Below are 14,838 nucleotides of genomic sequence, written 5' to 3'. Positions count from 1 at the left end.
TACCCGCGCGTCGGCGGCGCGGCCGGGCGCCCGCCGGCTCGCATCCGCGCGCGCAGCCGCTAAGCTGTGGCGGCGCCCGGTCGCGGGCGCGCGGCGAGCGCAAGGAACCGATGGCTTCGATCTACGCTTTGAAAGGACGCTTCCAGGACCTGCTGCGCCCGCTGGTGCGGCGGCTGCACGCGGCGGGCGCCACCGCCAACCAGGTGACCGTGGCCGCCGCGCTGGTGTCGCTGGCGGTCGCCGCGCTGGTGTACTGGGGCGCGCCGGCGCGGCCGTGGCTGTTCGCGCTGCTGCCGCTGTGGATGTTCGCGCGGATGGCGCTCAACGCCATCGACGGCATGCTGGCGCGCGAGTTCGGCCAACAGTCGCGGCTGGGCGCCTACCTCAACGAATTGTGCGATGTGGTGTCCGACAGCGCGCTGTATCTGTCGCTGCTGGCGTTGGCCGGGCTGCATGCGGCGCCGCTGCTGGCGTTCGTGCTGCTGGCGGCGCTGACCGAATACGCCGGCGTGCTCGGCCTGATGGTCGGCGCGCCGCGGCGCTACGACGGGCCGATGGGCAAGAGCGACCGCGCCTTCGTGATCGGCGCGCTGGGGCTGTTGCTGGCGCTGGGCTGGATCTCGGCGTGGCCGGTCGAGATCGTGCTGGTGCTGGCCTCGATGCTGTGCGCGTGGACGGTGGTGCGCCGCGTGCGCGCCGGTTTGCGGCATGATGCCGCGCCGGGAGCGGTAAGCGTTCGACAAGGAGAGCGGGAATGAATGAAGTCGTGGTCAAGTCCGGCGGCGCGCGCGCGGCCGAGGAACGCTGGTTCGCCAGTTTCGACGGCGCCGAGTTGTTCTACCGCCACTGGCCGGCGAGCCAGCCCGGCGACGGGCCGCGCAAGGCGGTGGTGCTGCTGCACCGCGGCCACGAGCATTCGGGCCGGGTCGAGCACCTGGTGCCCGAGCTCGGTCTGGAGGATTGCGATTTTTTCGCCTGGGACGCGCGCGGCAACGGCCGCTCGCCCGGCGAGCGCGGCGATGCGCCCGGGTTCGAGGCGCTGGTGCGCGACCTCGACCGCTTCGTCGCCCACATCCGCGACAAGCACGGCATCGACGTCGAGAACCTCGCCCTGGTCGCGCAGAGCGTCGGCGCCGTGGTCGCCTCGACCTGGGTCCACGACTACGCGCCGCGCTTGCGCGCGCTGGTGCTGGCCTCGCCGGCGTTCAAGGTCAAGCTGTACGTGCCGCTGGCGCGGCCGGGCCTGGCGCTGATGCAGAAGCTGCGCGGCAACTTCTTCGTCAACAGCTACGTCAAGCCGCAGTGGCTGACCCACGACACGGAGCGGGTGGAGAGCTACCGCACCGACAAGCTCATCGCCCGGCCGATCTCGGTGCGGGTGTTGCTGGGGTTGTACGAGGCGGCCGACCGAATCGTGGCGGACGCTCAAGCGATCACGGTGCCGACGCAACTGTTGGTCTCCGGCGCCGACTTCGTCGTCCACCGCGGCCCGCAGGACCGTTTCTACGAACGCCTGGGCAGCGCGATCAAGGAACGCCACCTGCTGCCGGACTTCTTCCACGACACTCTCGGCGAGAAAGGCCGTGCCGCCGCGATCAACCGCATCCGCGCGTTCGTCCAGGCGCGCTTCGCCCAGCCGCTGAGCCGCGCCGACCTGAGCGAGGCGCACCGGCGCGGGCCGAGCTTCGAGGAATCGGAAAAGCTGTCGTGGCCGCCCGAGCGCTGGTCGCTGGCCGACCTGCGCTGGCGCTTCGTCCGCGCCGGGCTGCGCTTCGGCGGCAAGCTGTCGGAAGGCATCCGCCTGGGCCTGGACACCGGCTTCGATTCGGGCAGCAGCCTGGACTACGTGTACCGCAACGAGGCCCGCGGCGGCGGACCGCTCGGGCGCATGGTCGACCGCAATTACCTGGAAGCCATCGGCTGGCGCGGCATCCGCGTGCGCCGCACCCATCTGCACGAACTGCTGCGCGACGCGATGCGCCGGCTGCGCGAGGCCGGACAGCCGGTGCACGCGGTCGACATCGCCGCCGGCCACGGCCGCTATGCGCTGGAAGCGCTGGTGGGCGAGGGCGCGCACGCCGACAGCGTGCGCCTGCGCGACTACAGCCCGCTCAACGTCGACAAGGGCCGCGCGCTGATCGAGGAACTCGGCGCCGGCGCGATCGCCCGTTTCGACCAGGGCGACGCGTTCGACCGCAACGCCCTGGCCGCGCTGGAGCCGAAGCCGACCCTGGCGGTGGTGTCGGGCCTGTACGAACTGTTCCCCGACAACGATCAGGTGCGGCGCTCGCTCGAGGGCCTGGCCGCGGCGGTGCCGCCGGGCGGGTTCCTGGTCTACACCGGCCAGCCCTGGCACCCGCAGCTGGAATTCATCGCGCGCGCGCTGACCAGCCACCGCGGCGGCGCGGCCTGGGTGATGCGCCGGCGCAGCCAGCAGGAGATGGACGAGCTCGTGCGCGCGGCCGGTTTCGTCAAGGTCGACCAGCGCATCGACCGCTGGGGCATCTTCACCGTGTCGATGGCGCAGCGGGTCGCGCAATGACCGACGCCGTCGCCGCGACCCGGCGCCCGTGGGGGCGCGCGGCGCTGTGGCTGCTGGTGCTGGGGCCGCTGTTCTTCGCCACCTACGGCTACGCCAATGCGCTCGCGGCCGCGCGCGCGGACGTGCCCAGCCTGGCGTTCGGCTGGGAGCGGGCGATCCCGTTCTGGGCCTGGACCATCGTGCCGTATTGGTCGATCGACCTGTTCTACGGCATCTCGCTGTTCGTCTGCCGCGACCGCCGCGAACTGGACACGCAGGGCTTGCGCCTGCTGACCGCACAGGCCGTGGCGGTGGGCTGCTTCCTGCTGTGGCCGCTGCGCTACAGCTTCGTGCGGCCGCACACCGACGGCGTGTTCGGCTGGCTGTTCGACGTGCTGCTGGGCTTCGACAAGCCCTACAACCAGGCGCCGTCGCTGCATATCGTGCTGCTGATCGTGCTGTGGGTGCGCTTCGCCCATCACCTGCGCGGCGGCTGGCGCTGGCTGCTGCACGGCTGGTTCGCGCTGATCGGCGTGTCGGTGCTGACCACCTTCCAGCACCACTTCGTCGACATCCCGACCGGCCTGCTCGCCGGTTGGCTGTGCGTGTGGCTGTGGCCCGAGCGCATCCGCGCGCCGTGGCGCGAGGCGGCGCCGGCGCGCGATCCCAAGCGCTGGACGCTGGCGGCGCTGTACGCGGCGGCCGCGGCCCTGTGCGCGTGGGCGGCGGGCACTTTGAGCGCGGGCGCGCTCGGCGGCTGGGCGCTGTGGCTGTGGTGGCCAGCGGCGTCGCTGGCGGTGGTCGCGCTGAATTACGCGCTGCTGGGGCCGCTGGGATTCCAGAAGCGCGACGACGGCCGCCTGAGCGTGGCGGCGCGTTGGCTGTTGGCGCCGTATCTGCTCGGCGCCTGGATCAATTCACGGCTGTGGACGCGGCGCGCGCCGCAGCCGGTGCCGGTGATCGACGGCGTCTGGCTCGGCCGGATTCCTGGGCGCGGCCAGCGCGCGCGGTTCGCCGCGGTGGTGGATGTGTGCGCGGAACTATCGCTGATGGATGCGCGCGAAGGCGATGCGGTGAGGCCGATGCTGGACCTGGTCGCGCCGACGCCGGTGCAGCTGATCGCCGCGGCCGACGCCATCGCCGCGCGGCAAGCGCGCGGCGAGGTGCTGGTCTGCTGCGCGCTGGGCTATTCGCGCAGCGCCGCCGCGGTGGCGGCGTGGTTGCTGCGCAGCGGCCGCGCCGCGGGCGTGGACGAGGCGGTGGCGATCCTGCGCCGCGCGCGTCCGGCGATCGTGCTGCGCGCGCCGCACCTGCGCGCGCTGCAGGCGCTGGTCGCGGCGCCCGCGCTGGCGGCGGCCGGGTTGGGGACGCAGAACGCATGAGCGGCCCGGTCCCGCCGCCGTCCGCGTTCGGCGCATTCGAACTGCGTGCGATGGCCGCGCTGCTGGCGCAGGGGCGGACCCTGTGCGCGGCCTCGCTGCTGTTGACCGCGGTGGCGCTGGTGGGTCTGTTCGTAAGCGACTGGCGCGCGCCGCTGTGGCTCGCGGCGGCGGCCGGCGCGCTGCAGCTCTATTACGCCGTGCGTGTGGATTTCGATGCGCGGCTGCTGCAGGCGCTGGCCGCGCGCGCCGAGACCGATGCCGACGGCGGCGTCGCCCGGCTCGATGCGGCGCTGGCCGCGCTGGGCCTGCGCAAGCCCGGCGCCGTCGCCCGCGACTGGCCCGCGCGCTGGCGCGGCGCGCGCGCGTTGTTGCGCAAACAGGCCGGTTTGGTGATCCTGCAAAGCGCGGCGCTGCTGGCCGCCCTGGGGAACGCGTAGTTGTTGCGCGTGTTTTCGCCGAACGCCCGATGGATCTGGCCATGAACGAAAGCGAACAAGCGCGGCGCGACGCCGACTGGACCGCGGAACGGCGCGAGCTGTGGCAGCGCCTGCGCGACTACCGCTTCGGCGGCGACCGGGCCGAGGCCTTCCTCGACCGGGTCGGCCATGCGCTGGGCTGCGACCGCGCCGGCGCCGAGGCGGCGCTGGAGGAATACCGGCGCTTCTGCTTCCTGGCGGTGGCGGCCGGCCATGCGGTCACGCCGAGCGTGCGCATCGACAAGGTCTGGCACGCCCACCTCACCGACACCCGCGACTACTGGGGCCGCTTCTGCCCGCAGGCGCTGCAGCGCGAACTGCACCACACGCCCTCGCTGGGCGGACAGGCCGAAGACGCGCGCCATCAAGAACAGTACCGGCAGACGCTCGTCAGCTACGCGGACTTCTTCGACGAACCGCCGCCGCTGTGGTGGCCGCCGCCGCCTTCGCCCGCGCCGGCGCAGGCGCGGCCGCGCGCGGAGCCGGCTGGCGCGCGCGAGCGCTTGCTGTCGCCGTGGCAGTCGCCGCCGCGCGGCGGTTACCTGGCGCTGTCGCTGGCCAGCGGCGCGCTGGGTTTGATCTACCTGACCTGCGTGCGCGCGCAGGAAACCTTCAATCCGCTGGATTTCGGCGGCGGCGGCTTCCTCGCGCTGTACTTGGCCATGCTGCCGTGGGCTTACCTGGCCGGCACCGCGATCAAGCGCGCGCTGCGCGGTCCGAACCGGCGCAACCAGGCCCAGGTCGAGGACGAGGTCGAACTCGCGTACCTGGCCGGCGGTCCCGAGCGCGCCGTCGACGTGGCCCTGGTCGAGCTGATGCGCCGCGACCTGCTGGCGCTGGACTACAACGGCGCGCCGTTGCGCGCGGCCGAGCGCCTCGACCGGGTCTGGCTGCGCGTCGACGCGGCGCGCCTGCGCGCGCAGGCGGCGCAGTTGCCGGCGCCGGTGCTCGCCGCCGCCGAAACCGCGCAGCGCGAGCAGAGCCTGTCGCTCACCGTCATCGCGCTGGCGCGCGCGTACGAGCCGATGGCCGAACGATTGCGGCGCAAGGGCTGGTGGCTCAGCGAATCGGCCGACCTGCGCCTGCGCCAGTTGGGCAGCGCGCCGTTGCTGGCGCTGGCGGCGCTGGGCGGGCTGAAGATCTGGATCGGACTGGGCCGGGACCGGCCGGTCGGCTTCCTGGTGGTGCTGGTGGGGCTGACCCTGATCGTCGCCATGGCGCGCCTGTTGCGCCAACAACAGCGCACCCGCGCCGGCGAATGGGCGCTGCACGACGCCAGCGGACGGATCGCGCCCGGCGATCTCGCCGCGCAGGTCGCGCTGTCGGGCACGGTCGGCCTGTACGGCAGCGGTTTCGCCGACTATCACATCCTGCGCACGCCGCCGTCGGGTTCCAGCGGCGGCGACAGCGGTTCCGGCAGCAGCGGCGGCGACAGCGGCGGCGGCGGTTGTGGCGGCGGCGGAGGCGGCGGCTGCGGCGGTTGCGGCGGCGGTTGAACGGAGTGCCACGATGAGCGATCCCCAAGCTTCTTCCCGCCGCGCGGCGCGCTACGAGCGACGGCTCGCGCTGGCGGCGTGGCTGCGCGCGCGCGGCGCGACTCCCAACGGCCTGTCGCTGTTCGCGGTCGGCCTGTCGGCGCTGGCCGGCGCGGCGTTCTTCTTCGCCTTGCGCGATCCGCCGCACTACGGCGCGGCGCTGTTGCTGTTCGCGGCGCTGTGCCTGGGCGGACGCATCGCCTGCAACCGCCTGGACGGCGTGCTGGCGCGCCGCGGCGGCATGGTCGGCAAGGCCGGCGAGGTCTACAGCGACGCGCCCGACCGGCTCGCCGATGCGCTGGTGTTCCTCGGCGCCGGCTACGGCCTGACCCCGTGGCTGCCGTGGGCCAGCGACCTGGGCTGGGCGGTGTCGCTGCTGGCGGTGGGCACGGCCTATGTGCGCGTGCTCGGCCTAGCCTGCGGCCTGCGCGAACACGGCGAGGGGCCGATGCCGCGGCGCACGCGCATGATCGCGATGGCCGTGGCGGCGCTGCTGGCGGCGGCGGGATTGGCGTTGGGCCAACCGGCCGCGGTGGCGTGGCTGTTGCTGGCGGCGCTGGCGGTGGTCGCGCTCGGCGCGGCGCTGACCATCGCCTTGCGTCTGCGCGCGATCGTGCGCGAACTGGAGTCGCGATGATTTCCCACCTGCTCGCGGCCGGCTTCAGCTCGGCGATCCGCCTGCTGACCGGCGCGCGCGCGCTGTGGCGCTGCTCGCCGTCGGCCGACCACCGGGTCTACTACGGCAACCACGTCAGCCACGGCGACTTCGTCATGATCTGGTCGGCGCTGCCGCCATCGCTGCGGCGCGAGGTGCGGCCGGTGGCCGGGGCCGATTACTGGCAGCGCGACGCGCTGCGCCGCTACCTGATCCGCGAAGTGTTCAACGGCGTGCTGATCGAGCGCGACGCGGCCGCGCGCAAATACGATCCGATCGATGTGTTGAGCGAGGCGGTGGACGGCGGTCAGTCGCTGATCCTGTTCCCCGAGGGCACCCGCAACCAGAGCGACGAACCGCTGCTGCCGTTCAAGAGCGGCCTGTACCACCTGGCGCGGCGCCGGCCGGAACTGGAGTTCGTGCCGGTGTGGATCGACAACCTCGCCCGGGTCATGCCCAAAGGCAAGATCCTGCCGTTGCCGCTGCTGTGCACGGCGACCTTCGGCGACACCCTGCGCCTGGGCGCGGACGAGGACAAGGACGCGTTCCTGCAACGCGCGCGCGACGCGCTGCTGGCGCTGTCGGAGCAAGGCAACGGAGGCCGGGATTGATGGAGCGGGCAGGTTTGGATCAGGTCGTGGAGTTCGTGCGCGCGCAGTCGCATCCGGTGTTGTTGTTCAGCGGCGTGGCCGCGGTGCTGCTGCTGGCGACGCTGGTGTCCGAATGGCTGCGCTGGAAGACCCGCGACAAGCCCAGCGCGGTGATCGCCAACCTGGTCGCGCGCATCCGCGCCTGGTGGGTGATGGCGCTGGTGGTCGGCGCCGCGTTCGCGATCGGCCGGGTCGGCATGATCGTGCTGTTCGCGCTGGTCTCGCTGTTCGCGCTGCGCGAGTTCATCACCCTCACCCCGACCCGGCGCAGCGACTATTACGCGCTGCTGGCCGCGTTCTACGTCGCCTTGCCGCTGCAGTACTGGCTGGTCTACACCGACTGGTACGGGCTCTACACCCTGCTGATCCCGGTCTACGCCTTCCTGCTGCTGCCGATCCTGTCCACCGTCGGCGAAGACACCACGCGCTACCTGGAGCGCACGGCCAAGGTGCAGTGGGGCCTGATGATCTGCGTGTTCTGCATCTCGCACGTGCCGGCGCTGATCAACCTCAAGATTCCCGGCTACGAAGGCCGCAACCTGCTGCTGGTGGCGTTCCTGGTGATCGTGGTGCAGTCCTCGGACGTGCTGCAGTACATCTGGGGCAAGCTGTGCGGCAAGCGCCTGATCGCGCCGCGGCTGTCGCCGTCGAAGACGGTGGAAGGTTTCGTCGGCGGCGTGGCCTCGGCCACCGCGCTGGGCGCGGCGCTGTGGTGGATCACCCCGTTCACGCCGTGGCAGGCCGCGGCGCTGGCGCTGGTGATCAACCTGATGGGGTTCTACGGCGGCCTGGTGATGTCGGCGATCAAGCGCGACCGCGGGATCAAGGATTGGGGGCACATGATCGAGGGCCACGGCGGCGTGCTCGACCGCCTGGATTCGGTGTGTTTCGCCGCGCCGGTGTTCTTCCACCTGATCCGGTATTGGTGGGTGTGAGCGCGGGCGGGCAGCCAGGCGCTTAAGTTGGTTGAGTCCGCGGCGGCGTCGACGCTGCCCCCAAAGCCGTCATTCCGGCGAAAGCCGGAACCCATTTTGATCTTGCTCTTGCTCTTGCTGTAACGCATTCGCGCTGCGAAGCAAAATCAAAATGGGTTCCGGCTTTCGCCGGAACGACGGGGCTGGGTTACGGGGTTTAGGTTCCGGGCTTCGGGCCCAGGATTGCCGCCAGCGACGTTGCCGCCAGCGACGGCCGCGCCGCGCTCAGCTCCAATCGAAACTCAGCAACGCCAAGCGTTCGACCGGTTCGTAGAACAGCAGGATCGAATCGGCGCCGCTGGTGCGGTAGTTCCAGCCCGGCACCGAGGCGACGTGGCGGAAGCGGCGGCCGGCGGGGCTCAGCGGCCACACCACCTCGTCCGCGTCGCCCGCGTCCGCGCCGCCGGGGCGGCCGTATTCCAGCGGGAACTCGACCGTCTCTTCCCAGTTGCCGCCGGCCTCGACTTCGCCGCCGACGGATTCGACCAGTTCGACCGCGTCTTCGCTGCCGTAACTGGGCCGGCCCTTGCGGTCCAGGCGCACCAGCTTGCCGTGGCGGCGGTAGTAGTCGCGCGAGGCGGCGTAGGCGGCCTCTTGTTCGGCGTAGTGCGTTTCCAGCTCGCGGCGCGACAGCGCCAGCGCCGCGGGCGTCTGTTGCGCGCTGGATTCGAGCAGGAAGTAGCGCGCGTCGCCGAGCAGGCGATAGCGGCCGTCGGCCTCGACCTGGAAGCCGATCCAGTTCGGCTTGAGCAGTTCGCCGTCCTCGACCTGGCTGTACTGGCCGACCAGACCGTCGCAGGGTTCCAGTGGGCTCAGCAGGTGCAGCCAGCCGGACCACTGCGGGTCGACGGAGGCCAGGTCGATGGAGAACAGCGGATGCAGGTGCCGGGCCAGGTGTCTCTGGTCGGCGGCGAAGACGTCGGCGGCGTCGGGGAACGGGCGCAGCCAGTCGCCGGCCTGGGTGAGGTCGCGTTCGGCGTCCATGTCGGCGGATTCCGGGTAAGGGCGCGCGTCGCGCGCGGCCGCGGGCTTACTCGAGCCCGTACTCGCGCAGTTTCTTGCGCAGGGTGGCGCGATGGATGCCCAGCATCGCCGCGGCGCGGCTCTGGTTGCCGTCGCAGTGCTGCAGCACTTCGGCGAACAGCGGGATTTCGAGCTCGCGCAGGGCGATCTCGTAGAGGTTTTCGGTGCCGCTGCCGTTCAGGTCGCCGAGGTAACGACGGATCGAAGTCGCGACGTGGTCGCGCAGCGGGACGCGGGGTCCGGAGCGTGCGCCATCGTTGCGGTCGTTGAGTGCGTTCAAGTGCTTCCCCGTAGCAGTCGTTCGTCCGTCGGAACGTGCAGGGACGCACAGGGCGTGGCACCGACGGGAGGGCGAGTCTAGCGCGCCTGAGTCGCTATAGACAACGCGACTCGGTCGAATTTCAACGGAAGTCGAAGGTGAACGCGACCACGCGCGGGGCCGGTTCGAGCACCTCGAACTGGACCGCCGCGCTCTGCCCCGGGGCGATCAGCTCGCCCGGGCGGTGATCGCGGCGGTACTCCCCGGGAGCGAACGCGCGCTGGCCGACCCGGCGGCCATCGACGTCTTCCAGGCTCAGCACCAGGGTCGGCCACGGCTGCGGCCAGCGCGCGTCGTTGCGGAACCCGGCCGAGGCGCGCAGCGCGCCGGCGCGTTCCGGCACCGGCAGCACGTTGCGGTTGAGCATGGTCAGCGCGGACGGTTCGCGCCACGGCGGAATCGTGCAGCCCAGCGCGCCGCACAGCCCGCTCACCAGCGGGCGCCAGCGCGCATCGGCGGCCAGCTCGGCGCGTTGCGCGAGCAGCAACTGCAAGGCCAGCGCGAGCGTCAGCGCGACGATCGCGGCCGGGCCGCTCCAGTGCGCGCGCGGCTTGGGCGCCTGCGCGCGCGCTTGCTGGCGGGCGAAGCTCGGCGCGCGCCGCGCCGAGGTCACCGTGGTTTCGGATTTGTGTTGGCGGCGCGAACGCGCCGGCGCGGCGGCGACGGGCGTCGCGGTCAGCGGCGGCAGTGCGCGGGCGGTCGCGTCGGCGGGCGCGTCGGTGGGGTTGGCGGCGTCGTTCTCGCTCGCGTCCGTCGCCGGCTGCGGCGGCGCGGCGGGCGGCGTCGGATCGGACGCGTCGTCGCCCGCGCCGGCATCGTCGCGATCCTCGCCCGATGCGGGCATGATCGATCCGGTTTGCGCGGGGTTCGTGGTTTCGTTGCGCACCGGCGCGGCCGAGGGCGCGCGGCGCAGGCTCAGGCTGATCTCGTCGCGCACCGGCGCAGGCGCAGGCGCGGGCGTGGCCGCAGGCTGCGGCGCGGCCGGCGCCGCGTCCGCCGCGTCGTGCAGCGCTGGCTCCGCGATGGACGCATCCGGCGTCGATGCGTCAGGCACCAACGTATCCGACACCAACGCATCCGGCACCGGCGCCGCGACGGCTACGACCGCCGATGCGGCCTCCTGCGCCGACGGCGCTTCGCTCTGCAGCGAGCCGCCGCAACGCGGGCAGGCGCGCGCCGGACCGTCCTTGGCGACGATCAGCGCGACCAGGTATCCGCAATGGGGGCAGGCGAGGAACATCGGCGCTTATTCAACCATGCCGCCGCGCTCAGCGACGACGCACGCCTGTGACCCGGATCCAGTCTTCGAGCCGCTCGACCTGCAACTGCTCGAAGCCCTCGGCGTAACGCGCGACCACTTCGTCTTCCTGCCCGGCGAGGATGCCGGACAAGGCGATGCGCCCGCCCGGCGCGACCCGCGCGGCCAGGGTGTCGGCCAGCGCGATCAACGCCGAGGCGAGGATGTTGGCGACCACCACCGGATACGCTTCGACCGGCTCGTCCGGCGGCAGGTGCACCTGCAACTGCGCGGCGACGCCGTTGCGCTCGGCGTTGTCGGCGGTGGCGATCAGCGCCTGCGGGTCGTTGTCGACGCCGACCGCGTGCGCGGCGCCGAGCTTGAGCGCGGCCAGGGCGAGGATGCCCGAGCCGCAGCCGAAATCGAGCACTCGCCGGCCGGCGAGTTCGCCCGCGTCGGCGAGCGTATCGAGCCATGCCAGGCACAGCGCGGTGGTCGGATGGGTGCCCGAGCCGAACGCCAAGCCCGGGTCCAGGCGCACCACCGCGGCATCGGCCACGTCGGCGCCGTCCGGCAGTTCCTGGTTCCACGGCACGATCCAGGTGCGGCGGCCGAACTGCAGCGGCGCGTACTGGTCCATCCACGCGCGTTCCCAGTCCTGGTCTTCGACGTTGGCGAAGCCGACCCGGCTCCAGTCCAGCTCCGGATCGAACGATTCCAGCGCGGCCAGGATCACCAGCGCGTCGGCGTCGTGCGGGAACAGCGCGCTGAGCACGATCGACTGCCACAGCGGGGTCTCGCCGACGCCGGGTTCGAGGATCGCGCGCTCGTTGCTGCTGTCGGCATCGGCGTCGAGCATGGTCACGGCGAGCGCGCCGACGTCGTCCAGCGCGGCCTCGAAGCGCGGCTGCTCGGCCTCGCTGCAGCGCAGGGTCAGTTCCAGGAAGGGCATGGGCGGGCGCGGGGAAGCGAAAACGGCGGCCATTATTGACCCGTTTCGGCGCGATCAGATAGCGTTCGGGCCATTCCGGAACCACGGACCTGGAGCCGCGACGGCCTGATGGATGCGATTGTTCGCCGATTTGCTTCTGATCTTCCGAGTGCGGGCCCGGCCACGGCCGGCCGCTCGCCGGCGGCCTTGCCCGCCGCGCGCTTGCTCGCGCTCGGCGTCGCGCTGAGCCTGGCGGCGGCCTGCTCGCGCGATCCGGCGCCCGCGCCCGCGGCGACGCCGGCCGCGCCGACTGCGGCGGCGCCCGCGACGCCTGCGGCCGCGCCACCCGCTGCCGCGCCCACCGCCGAGGCCGCGTCCGCGCAAGTCCTGGGCGAGGTCGGCGGCCTGCGCCTGGAGGCGTTGAGCGAAGTGCCCGCGCCGCCGGCCGAGGGCGAGGCCGACGTCGGCGGCGACTGCTCGGTCGCCGCCGAGTCCGCCGAGGCCCGCGCCGCCGAAGCCAAGGGCTGGAAGGTGTTCGCCCAGCGCGAATGGCAGGGCCATCGCGTGGTCGGCGTGGCGGTCGCGCCTGGCGTGGCCGCCGGCATGGGCTGCACTTCCGGCGGCGGGCGGCTGCTGTTCTTCCGCGACGGCCGGCCGCTGGCGCAATTGCTGGAACCCGGCGCGGGCGCGTCGCAGATCGACAGCGGCGTGCAGGGTTTCGACGACGGCGAAGACGCGCGCCGCCGCGGCGACGCCGCCCTGGGCGTGTTCGACTGGGCGGTGCAGCGCGCGCGGGTCCGGGTCCAGAACGGCGCCTTGGCCCTGGCCGCGTTGCCGCAGGCCGACCTCTACTGCGGCGGCCGCGCCGCGGTGCCGCGGGTGGAGGGCGTCGAGTTGAAGCAGGCGCGCGAACGCCTACTCGCGCGCGGCTGGCGCGCGGCGCCGCCCGAGCGCGAAGAGCCCGGCTTCGTCAGCGGCATGGTCGAAGCCGGTTATCCCGAGGTCGAGGACTGCTCGGGCACCGGCCAAGGCTTTTGCAGCTTCGCCTACCGCAACGAGGCCGGCGACCGCCTGACCCTGGTCACCGCCGGCGAGACGCCGACCGCGCGCCATGCCGCGGTGCAGTGCGCCGGCGAGGGCGAGCCGCGCGGAGCGGACGCCGGGTAACACGCCGATCTGGGTCGTGGGCACTTTAAAAGTGTGAATTTGTGCACTTTTAAGGATCGCGCAGGCATCCGTCGGACACTTGACATATCATCGGCGTCTCGCAGCGCCGCCCCTGCCGGGGGTGGCGCGCCTGTCCGTCCCGCCTGCTGCCCGGCCGCGAGTCGCGCCCCTTGATGTCCGATGCCTGCCCTTCCGCCTGCCCGCAAGACCCGCGCCTGCCCTCGCGCGCGGGTGCGCGCATGAGCGCGCGCGGGCTGGCGATGGCGGCGGCCGCGGCGTTGCTCGGCGGCGCCCTGGTCTACGCCTACGCCCACCGCGGCGCGGCGGGATCGGCGCCGGCCGCGTTGAGCGACATCGTCGCCGCGCCGATGGCCGGCGACCTGCCGCGCGGCAATCCGCAGGCCGACCCGGCGCGCGAGCCGCCGATCCGCACCGCGCCGCGCAGCAACGCGCGCGCGCCGCTGCGCGCGCCCACCGCGCTGCGCCAGCAGTTCGAACAGACCCCGGACCTGTATTCGTTCGCGCAATCGCTGCGCCTGCGCGCCGAGTCCGGCGAGGCCGAGGCGATCTGGCTGCTGACCCGCGTCTACGACTACTGCGCCAACTATTCCAGCGCGCCGGTCGACTACCGCAACGACACCCGCGCGATGGAAGCGATGAAACTGCGCGGCGCGGCGGCGATGGCGAGCGCGCGCAACCGGGTCAGCGAGCGCTGCGCGCGCTTCGCCCCGGAAGACGGGTTGGACTACCCGATGATCCTGGTCAAGCGGATCGAGGCGGCGCAAGCCGGCAGCCTGGCGGCGGAGGCTTCGCTGATGAGCGCGGGCAAGCCGTTGGAGAAGACCGAGGACTATCGCCTCAACCTGATCGACCGGGTGGTGCGTTCCAAGGACCCGGAAGCGTTCTCGGCGCTGGCCGCCGGCATGGGCATCGCCGCCAACGGCCGCAGCGCCGGTTTCGACTACCAGCGCGTGTCCGGGACCCAGTTCGCCGAACTGGCCTGGCAGCTGGCGGCGTGCCGGCTCGGACAGGACTGCAGCGCGGGCGGCTCGTTGATGACGAGCTACTGCGCCAACGGCGGCATCTGTTCGCAAGACCCGCAGCAGGATTTCGCAGACTTCGTCTACGACGCCGCGATCCCGCGGCAAGGGGCGGAGGTGGTGCAAGAGATGGTCCATTCGCTGACTGGCGAAGAGAGGATGAAATGAAACGCGAGCACTTCAAGCGCACGGCCAAGATCGGGTTCTGGGCGTTGCTGTTGAGCGCCTACTCGGTCGGCGCCGCCGGCGTGATGATCGACGTGTTCGGCGCGGACTACCGCGAGCTGGGACAGGTCGCGGTGACCTCGGTGGACTCCAAGCCGACGCGGCGCTCGTTGAGCGCGGCGCAGATCGCGGCGGTCTACCGTGCCCAGAGCGGCGCGCCGTTCTCGACCTTGCCGCCGGGCAGCACCTTCAAGGTGGTCTGGCCCGACGGCTCCAGCGAGTACGTCATGGTGGTCAGCCCTTCGTCGACGGGCGGCGTGCAGCCGATCCCGGGCACGCAGGTGCCGGCGAAGGGCAAGAAGAAGCGCGGCCCGGTCGAGGAAGACGACGCGTCGCCGCGCAACGTGCCCGGCGCGACCGAGCTGAGCGAAACCGACGTCAAGGAAATGGCCGCGTGGATGGACGCGGCGGTGCGTTGATCGCTACGGCGGCCAAGGCATGCGGCGCGTGCGCGCGAAGCGCGCGCGACGCGACGCGACGGTGGGCGCGCTGCCGGCATAGCGGCGCGGATGGACCGCCGGCGACGCGCCGGCGTGGGTCGCGGGTTCCCGCGGCCGGTTGGGAATCCGGATGTTTCCTGCGGCGAGGCGGCTTGGTTCGCCCGATGGGTCGTGCGCGGCTTTTGCCGGCGGCGCGGTTGTCGTGAGGTTGCGGATGGCGGGAGGTTGGCGCGATTGCATCGCTTGCCTTGCCTGCCCTTGCA

At 72.4% G+C, this 14,838-nt stretch carries 15 protein-coding genes; 11 read left to right on the top strand and 4 right to left on the bottom strand.

The features are described from left to right. The first annotated feature begins 110 nt into the window (after nt 1-110). The 8 genes from JHW41_RS20930 to JHW41_RS20895 are packed head-to-tail and all read left to right on the top strand — an operon-like array spanning nt 111 to nt 8,154. Nucleotides 111-758: a CDP-alcohol phosphatidyltransferase family protein gene (locus JHW41_RS20930; RefSeq protein WP_078999769.1), complete on the top strand. Its 648-nt coding sequence runs from the start codon at nt 111-113 to the stop codon at nt 756-758. Further along, the gene (locus JHW41_RS20925; RefSeq protein WP_250446329.1) at nt 755-2,542 is read left to right on the top strand and encodes a bifunctional alpha/beta hydrolase/class I SAM-dependent methyltransferase; all 1,788 of its coding nucleotides are present in this window, start codon (nt 755-757) and stop codon (nt 2,540-2,542) included. The genes JHW41_RS20930 and JHW41_RS20925 overlap by 4 nt, the downstream gene beginning before the upstream one ends. Further along, a complete protein-coding gene (locus JHW41_RS20920; RefSeq protein ID WP_250446327.1) occupies nt 2,539-3,903 on the top strand; it encodes a phosphatase PAP2/dual specificity phosphatase family protein in 1,365 nt (454 codons plus the stop codon). The genes JHW41_RS20925 and JHW41_RS20920 overlap by 4 nt, the downstream gene beginning before the upstream one ends. Beyond that, nucleotides 3,900-4,340 carry a hypothetical protein gene (locus JHW41_RS20915; protein ID WP_250446324.1) on the top strand — a complete coding sequence of 147 codons (441 nt, stop codon included), beginning with the start codon at nt 3,900-3,902 and terminating at the stop codon, nt 4,338-4,340. The genes JHW41_RS20920 and JHW41_RS20915 overlap by 4 nt, the downstream gene beginning before the upstream one ends. A 41-nt stretch (nt 4,341-4,381) precedes the next feature. Beyond that, the gene (locus JHW41_RS26025; protein ID WP_284499506.1) at nt 4,382-5,875 is read left to right on the top strand and encodes a TIGR04222 domain-containing membrane protein; all 1,494 of its coding nucleotides are present in this window, start codon (nt 4,382-4,384) and stop codon (nt 5,873-5,875) included. Between the two features lie 13 nt (nt 5,876-5,888). Then, the gene (locus JHW41_RS20905) at nt 5,889-6,551 is read left to right on the top strand and encodes a CDP-alcohol phosphatidyltransferase family protein (protein ID WP_057946276.1); all 663 of its coding nucleotides are present in this window, start codon (nt 5,889-5,891) and stop codon (nt 6,549-6,551) included. Continuing rightward, complete coding sequence (locus JHW41_RS20900) at nt 6,548-7,180, top strand: lysophospholipid acyltransferase family protein (protein ID WP_250446323.1); 633 nt, start codon at nt 6,548-6,550, stop codon at nt 7,178-7,180. Before JHW41_RS20905 ends, JHW41_RS20900 begins: the two co-directional genes overlap by 4 nt. A gap of 14 nt (nt 7,181-7,194) precedes the next feature. Further along, a complete protein-coding gene (locus JHW41_RS20895) occupies nt 7,195-8,154 on the top strand; it encodes a phosphatidate cytidylyltransferase (RefSeq protein ID WP_231783946.1) in 960 nt (319 codons plus the stop codon). Between the two features lie 264 nt (nt 8,155-8,418). Here the strand turns inward: JHW41_RS20895 and JHW41_RS20890 are convergent, their stop codons facing one another. The 4 genes from JHW41_RS20890 to prmA all read right to left on the bottom strand — a co-directional run bounded on the left by JHW41_RS20890 (nt 8,419) and on the right by prmA (nt 11,724). Further along, nucleotides 8,419-9,177 (bottom strand): hypothetical protein, encoded by a 759-nt coding sequence (locus tag JHW41_RS20890; protein WP_250446320.1) that lies wholly within the window; start codon nt 9,175-9,177, stop codon nt 8,419-8,421. A gap of 46 nt (nt 9,178-9,223) precedes the next feature. Continuing rightward, nucleotides 9,224-9,496, bottom strand: a complete 273-nt coding sequence (gene fis / locus JHW41_RS20885) for a DNA-binding transcriptional regulator Fis (protein WP_057946280.1) — start codon at nt 9,494-9,496, stop codon at nt 9,224-9,226. A 121-nt stretch (nt 9,497-9,617) separates the two neighbouring features. Further along, nucleotides 9,618-10,775, bottom strand: a complete 1,158-nt coding sequence (locus JHW41_RS20880; RefSeq protein ID WP_250446317.1) for a DUF3426 domain-containing protein — start codon at nt 10,773-10,775, stop codon at nt 9,618-9,620. A 28-nt stretch (nt 10,776-10,803) separates the two neighbouring features. Further along, complete coding sequence (gene prmA, locus JHW41_RS20875; RefSeq protein WP_057949946.1) at nt 10,804-11,724, bottom strand: 50S ribosomal protein L11 methyltransferase; 921 nt, start codon at nt 11,722-11,724, stop codon at nt 10,804-10,806. A 186-nt stretch (nt 11,725-11,910) separates the two neighbouring features. Between prmA and JHW41_RS20870 the strand changes: the two genes are divergently transcribed. The 3 genes from JHW41_RS20870 to JHW41_RS20860 all read left to right on the top strand — a co-directional run bounded on the left by JHW41_RS20870 (nt 11,911) and on the right by JHW41_RS20860 (nt 14,554). Continuing rightward, nucleotides 11,911-12,870, top strand: a complete 960-nt coding sequence (locus JHW41_RS20870; RefSeq protein WP_250446314.1) for a hypothetical protein — start codon at nt 11,911-11,913, stop codon at nt 12,868-12,870. A gap of 239 nt (nt 12,871-13,109) precedes the next feature. Beyond that, a complete protein-coding gene (locus tag JHW41_RS20865) occupies nt 13,110-14,078 on the top strand; it encodes a hypothetical protein (protein WP_250446310.1) in 969 nt (322 codons plus the stop codon). Beyond that, entirely contained in the window at nt 14,075-14,554 is a 480-nt protein-coding gene (locus JHW41_RS20860) for a hypothetical protein (RefSeq protein ID WP_428995413.1), read from the top strand. Before JHW41_RS20865 ends, JHW41_RS20860 begins: the two co-directional genes overlap by 4 nt. The last annotated feature ends 284 nt before the right edge of the window (nt 14,555-14,838 follow it).

Origin of the sequence: Lysobacter enzymogenes (assembly GCF_023617245.1) — a bacterium.
Taxonomy (GTDB): domain Bacteria; phylum Pseudomonadota; class Gammaproteobacteria; order Xanthomonadales; family Xanthomonadaceae; genus Lysobacter; species Lysobacter yananisis.
This window is presented reverse-complemented; position numbering and strand designations above follow the sequence as displayed.

Coding starts and splice junctions, on each gene's coding strand:
- JHW41_RS20915 (WP_250446324.1), top strand. CDS start 3,900: ATGAGCGGCCCGGTCCCGCCGCCGTCCGCGTTCGGCGCATTCGAACTG.
- JHW41_RS20865 (WP_250446310.1), top strand. CDS start 13,110: ATGAGCGCGCGCGGGCTGGCGATGGCGGCGGCCGCGGCGTTGCTCGGC.
- JHW41_RS20920 (WP_250446327.1), top strand. CDS start 2,539: ATGACCGACGCCGTCGCCGCGACCCGGCGCCCGTGGGGGCGCGCGGCG.
- JHW41_RS20860 (WP_428995413.1), top strand. CDS start 14,075: ATGAAACGCGAGCACTTCAAGCGCACGGCCAAGATCGGGTTCTGGGCG.
- JHW41_RS20925 (WP_250446329.1), top strand. CDS start 755: ATGAATGAAGTCGTGGTCAAGTCCGGCGGCGCGCGCGCGGCCGAGGAA.
- JHW41_RS20905 (WP_057946276.1), top strand. CDS start 5,889: ATGAGCGATCCCCAAGCTTCTTCCCGCCGCGCGGCGCGCTACGAGCGA.
- JHW41_RS20880 (WP_250446317.1), bottom strand. CDS start 10,775: ATGTTCCTCGCCTGCCCCCATTGCGGATACCTGGTCGCGCTGATCGTC.
- JHW41_RS20930 (WP_078999769.1), top strand. CDS start 111: ATGGCTTCGATCTACGCTTTGAAAGGACGCTTCCAGGACCTGCTGCGC.
- JHW41_RS20900 (WP_250446323.1), top strand. CDS start 6,548: ATGATTTCCCACCTGCTCGCGGCCGGCTTCAGCTCGGCGATCCGCCTG.
- JHW41_RS20890 (WP_250446320.1), bottom strand. CDS start 9,177: ATGGACGCCGAACGCGACCTCACCCAGGCCGGCGACTGGCTGCGCCCG.
- JHW41_RS26025 (WP_284499506.1), top strand. CDS start 4,382: ATGAACGAAAGCGAACAAGCGCGGCGCGACGCCGACTGGACCGCGGAA.
- prmA (WP_057949946.1), bottom strand. CDS start 11,724: ATGCCCTTCCTGGAACTGACCCTGCGCTGCAGCGAGGCCGAGCAGCCG.